Below are 5,383 nucleotides of genomic sequence, written 5' to 3'. Positions count from 1 at the left end.
CCGCCCACGCTCGCCCCGATTGAGCAGCTGCCCAACCCGGACCTGGCCGGCTACCTCAACCTCTACTACCTGCCGGTGGAGGACCTGCTGCGCGACCCGGTGGTGGTGGGCGGCGCCGTGGTGGGCGACCTGGCCCTGCGGCCCGGCGCCAGCTGGGTGGAGCTCAAGCTCACCCAGCAAACCCTGAAGGTGGCCGAGGTCCCTAAGCAGGGGCGCAGCGGCACCACCTACCAGGTGAAGGTGACCGGCCAGCGGCCGCAGCCCACCGCCGGCGTGCTCGGCGGCCTCGAGGCGCTCGACCGCCGGCAGCTGCTGCTGCTCGTGCGCCAGGCCAACGGCCAACTGCGCCTGCTCGGCACGCGCCAGGCCTACCTGCGCCTGCTGGCCGGCACGGAAGGGGGCAGCGTGGCCACCCGCGCCGGCGTCGACGTGCAGCTGCTGGGCGAGACGCCCGAGCGCGGGCCCTACTACGCCGGCGCGCTGCTGGTGCCCGGGGCGCCGGCCGCCAGCGGAGCCGCGCCGGTCGCCGGGGCCTTCGTGCGCGTGCTCGACTTCCAGGGCAACCTGATGGCCCTGGTGCCGGCGGGCAAAGAACTAGTAATCAGCAGTGGCTTTCGGGTCGTCTTAACCATCAAATAGCCCATGGCCGCCAACCCCACGCCGCCGCCCGACACGGCCGTCGCCCAGCTCAACATCCCCGACTTCGTGACGAAGTGGGACCTGCGCTTCGCCGACAACACCATCCAGAACATCCGGGAGAGCGACTTCCGCGAGTTCAAGAACGACCTGGTTAAGGTGTTTGCCAACTGGAAGGAGCTGACCACCCGCCGCGTGAAGGGCAGTACGTACCCGGTGCCGTTCACCGATTCGCTGGGCACCATCCCGGCCCTGTACCTGGTGGCGGGCATGAACGCCGTGGCCGTCAACGGCACGGACTCCGCCTCGGCCGCGGCCGGGGACGTAGCGCCTTCCATCACGTATCAGCTCATCCGCGACTCCACCGGGCCGGTGAGCGCGCTGACCGACGTGGCCCCCGCCACCACCACCCGCACGCCGACGCGCTGGGTGCAGGTGAGCGGCCCGCAGGAGGAAAGGGTTGCCTCGTTCCCGGAGCTCATCCAAGGCAACGACTACCGGGCCGGCGACGTGTTCCAGTACACGTTCGAGGAGCTGGACCCGCCCGTGACGCGGCTCTTCGCCTGGCGGGACGACAGCACGGGCTCCACGCACCCCGTTCCAACGGGCGACGACGACGACCCGCTGTATAAGCCGTTCGCGCCGCTGGCATCAACCGGCGGGCAGGTGGCCCCCGACGCAGTAGCCCTGCCGGTGCTCACCGCCGAGGTGCGCGCCCTGCTCGAACTTGGCAACGCGCAACTGATCAGCGTGCCCGCCGGATTGGATACCTACGACGTGGCGCTTTCCTTGCGCACTAGCGGCGCGTACGACCCGAACGGCATTGAGGTGCTGAACGGCGCGCTCGACCTCTTGGAGAACCTGAGCGCCGATTCCATTATCTGGGCCCCTGAGCAGGGCGCGGCCTTCCTGTTGTCGGAGGCCGTCTTTCGCTTCCGCGTCACCGCAACGGACCCTGGCCAGCCGGTGCACGTGCTGCTGCGGAGGTTGGCCGGCGCGGCTGGCGGGGGCATAAACGCGGCCGATGTGCTGGCCCTCATCGACACGGCTGCTTCCAACGTGGTCGTCACCCTCTTCAATGGCAAGCTGGTTTTTACCGCTTCCACCCCGCCGAGCAACGCCGCCTCGGCGCTGGTGCCCATCACGAAGTACAACGCCAACGCCGGCACCCTTGCGGCGGGAAACGGCCACCTTGCTTTCTCGCAGTTTTCCTACGCCTCCCTTCAGCACAACGGCACCAGTGCCAAAATTGGCGTTTGGTCCAACCTGCCCAATAACCCAACAGGGAGCACGGACGCTCAATTTGCTCCCAATAACGACACCAATCGCAGCCCCGTCGGCATCGGTATTGTGGACGACGGCGCGCCGGTGACCATGCCCAACGGCACGCAAATCGCCTCGGTGACGGGCATTGCGGCCGACACCGTTGCGGGCTCCATTCAGTACATCACCGTTCCGTTGCCAGGCACGGGCACCCGGGTGACGGATTTCTACAACTCCTATGTGCAAAATTACGGGTCGACGGGGGTGCTGTGGGGCGCTTGTGTGGTGAGTGTTGAGATTTTCGGCACGGCCGTCACCGCCGCTGAGCTTATCAATATCACAGACGGCGCAACCGTTGTCGTTGCCGAGAGCGACTCAACCGGCGGCGGCATCCAATCTGACGCACCGTATTTGACGGGTCACATCGGCCAAATCAAACCCCTGCGGCCCTCCTACACCTTCAAGCTGGTTGGTGCGGGCGGGGCCCGCATCAGCAACCGATACGACACGGCGGCCAAACGCAATTTGAGGGCCGACGAGGCCGTTGCGGCGTGGGGCAATACTGCGAATCCGGTTTACCTCTTTGGAACGAACGGAATTAATGACTGGGCCACAAGTCAGGCAACAGGTGCCCAAATGGGGGCAATGGTGGGCTTGTTCTTCGATGAGTTGAAGTCCCGTAAACCGAACGTCAAGATATTGCTTGTTTCGCCTTATCTCACCACAATTGAGAGCGGTAGCGATAAGTTGGAAAGCGCGCCGAACACGCGGGCGGGCCTGGAAACGGCGCGCAACGGCCGGGATTCTTTCGTTTGGTACCTGGATGGTTCAACCCTGACCAACGAGCTCTACGACCCGGTACACCCCAATACCGTTGGGTATGCGCAGTCGGCGCCTAAAATCAGCGCGGGCTTAGATTTTTCAACGGGCGCAGTAGGCGATTCGGTTGCCGGCGCCCCCTTGCTTTTCCCGAATAATACAGGAACGCTGGTGTACACCAACGAGTTGTTAACCACGAGCGCCGACGACAACATAGGCGACGACACGGGGTACAAAGAAAGCGGCGTGGCCAACTGGAAGCTCCCGGCCGGGGGGGTAGCCTACGTGATGATGCAGAACACGGTAGCCGGAGCCGGAAATGCTATCTTGGGGTGGAACGACGACAAGCAGGTCATCGTAACGGGTCGTTCCATCCCGGTCGGGATGTTCTTAGACCCGGGCACCGGAGACGTTTACGTCAAAGACACGGGCGTAGACCAGGACGGCAATACCCCGGGCATTCAGTTGTACGGCCGCAAAATCATTGCGCTTCCGTTAGGCCACTGGGTACGCATTCTAATCGATGAGGAAGGGTCTGCTTTATTGGAAAGAAGCGAAGACAAACTGAGCTGGTCGATTGCCTATCAGTTCGGGTACGTGTTTACAGAAGATGCTTACCCGACCGCGGTTCTGTTTTGCAACAGTTCGGCCAAGATGCACAAGCCGCAACTTGGCACCGGACTTGTCCCCGCTTAAGCAAACGAAACCCCGAAAACCACTCCAATTCTCAGTAGTTTCGGTGCTAAATCTAGGTCCATGCATCCTGTCAGCCGTCGGGCATTCCTCGCTTCGCTCCCCTTTATCCTGGTCATGTGCCGCTGCAAAAAGGCGGAACCCCGACCCGCCGCGGCCATCCAACCAATCGGCAAGTTTATTGACGAAACTTTTAGCAACCTAAGGAACTGGAGTTGGGAGAGCAAAGGGGATTTCGGCCAAACCTATACCCACGCACAGTACGGCAAAAGCACGCTGCGCAATTACGCGGTGGCCCTGGAATTCGACGTGAAAAGCACCGTCGGCGGGGTCGCCGTGGGCGTGCAAAGCCAGCGGAATCCGGACCAAAAATGTTCGACCTACGCGTATTGGGACATCACCGCCGGCCAACTCAAAATTGTCGGACTTGACGAGGGGGGCAAGATTGGCGTGGTTGCCGCCAGCGCGTCCGCCCCGGCTCAGCTGGGGGCCTCTCGCCTGCTCTTGCACATGGTGGAGGGAACGGTGGAAGCCGTGCTGCAACAAGCGGGTGCCACCATCAGCCGGGTTGTCTTTAAATACGATTTTGTTACCCCCTACGCGCTTGTAGCGGGATCGAAGGGCTTTGTACGGCCCAATATATTCCTGTACTCGGCCGCGCTTACCAGCCCAGACGTTGCGTTGCTGCGTCGCTACACCGCGTCAACAACCGAGTATCGGAAGCCGGAAATCGTCTTTGTGGGGGATTCCATCACGGCTGGTTACTATGCCGGAAACCCCGTTCACATCCCCGCCTATTTGCTGCGCGCTCACACAGCGCAGCGGATTCAGGTGATGGCCGGCGGATATAATACCACGCAGGATGTGGTGGATAATCTGCCGGAAATTACCCGCTTATCCCCCCGCTATGCTTTTTTGCAAATCGGCACCAACGACGGGGCGCTTACTTCCGATGCTCCCACGCTGCACTTGGTTAAGCACTTTGTGACCACCCTGCAGGATGCCGGCACCCAAGTTTTGGTTCTGCCTACGCCCGACGGGGGCGACCCGGCCCAGCGTGGTACTTACAATAATGCCCTGGCCCGCGAGTACGAAGGCTTCGTCGACACGTGGACCGAAGGCTGGTCGCAGATGAGGGTAGCGAACGGGAAGATGGTAGACATTGCGCATCCGACACAACTTGGCAACCAGCAAATTGCCGACGTGCTTCGAAAAGGCTGTCCACAGTTATTTTCCTAACAGCAGCCCCGCCTCATCCGGCGGGGCTTTTTTGTGTCCTTTTTATCGGTTCCGGGCGCCGGCAGCTTTGTAGGGAATTCTGCCCTGCCCGATGCGCGTCAACCACCTGCTATCCGCTATTTTAAAAGGCCCGTTTGCGGTCGAGCACCAAACCGTGATGGGGTACTTGCCCCGCGTGGCGCAGCTGCTCAACGGCGAAGGCCTGGCGGCCGAGGCGACGCCCACCGCGCAGCCCGAGGCCTCGGTGCTCCTGGCCGCGCTCAACCCCGAAGGCCTGGGCAAGCTGAACCTGGCCGCGGCCAGCCCGCCGGTGGCCGTGCGCAGCCGGCGCAAGAGCTACGACGATGCCCAGCCGGGCTCCGTGGCCGTGGTGCAAATCAAGGGCGTGATGATGAAGGCCGACCAGTGGGGCCTCTGCGAGGACACGGCCGGCACGGCCAGCCTCGGCCGCCAGCTGCAGGAGGCCGACGCCCACGAGAACATTGCCGCCATCGTGCTCGACATCGACTCCGGCGGCGGCGCCGTGGACGGCATGATTGAGTTCAATTCCATCATCGCGGGCCTCAAGAAGCCCGTCGTGGCCTATTCCGACGGCATGATTGCCTCGGCCGCCTACTCGGCCGCCTCCGGCACGGACCTCATCGTGCTCAACAACGTGAGCTGCTCGGTGGGCAGCGTGGGCGTGATGGCCTCGCTCGTCGACTACCAGCCCGTGCTCGAGAAGATGGGCGTC

4 protein-coding genes are annotated in these 5,383 nt (G+C 63.0%); all 4 read left to right on the top strand.

The window, feature by feature from the left end; translation table 11 throughout:
* The coding region (locus RMO51_RS20625; RefSeq protein WP_310397870.1) for a hypothetical protein at positions 1 to 639 on the top strand (639 nt) is incomplete at its 5' end.
* A gap of 3 nt (positions 640 to 642) precedes the next feature.
* A complete protein-coding gene (locus RMO51_RS20620) occupies positions 643 to 3,414 on the top strand; it encodes a hypothetical protein (RefSeq protein ID WP_310397869.1) in 2,772 nt (923 codons plus the stop codon).
* A gap of 60 nt (positions 3,415 to 3,474) precedes the next feature.
* Positions 3,475 to 4,650 (top strand): SGNH/GDSL hydrolase family protein, encoded by a 1,176-nt coding sequence (locus tag RMO51_RS20615; protein ID WP_310397868.1) that lies wholly within the window; start codon positions 3,475 to 3,477, stop codon positions 4,648 to 4,650.
* A 91-nt stretch (positions 4,651 to 4,741) separates the two neighbouring features.
* The coding region (locus RMO51_RS20610; RefSeq protein ID WP_310397867.1) for a S49 family peptidase at positions 4,742 to 5,383 on the top strand (642 nt) is incomplete at its 3' end.

The sequence above is a fragment of the Hymenobacter sp. genome, from assembly GCF_031398885.1.
GTDB lineage: Bacteria > Bacteroidota > Bacteroidia > Cytophagales > Hymenobacteraceae > Hymenobacter.
Note: the sequence above shows the minus strand (reverse complement) of the source record. Positions and strands in the feature narration are given on the sequence as shown.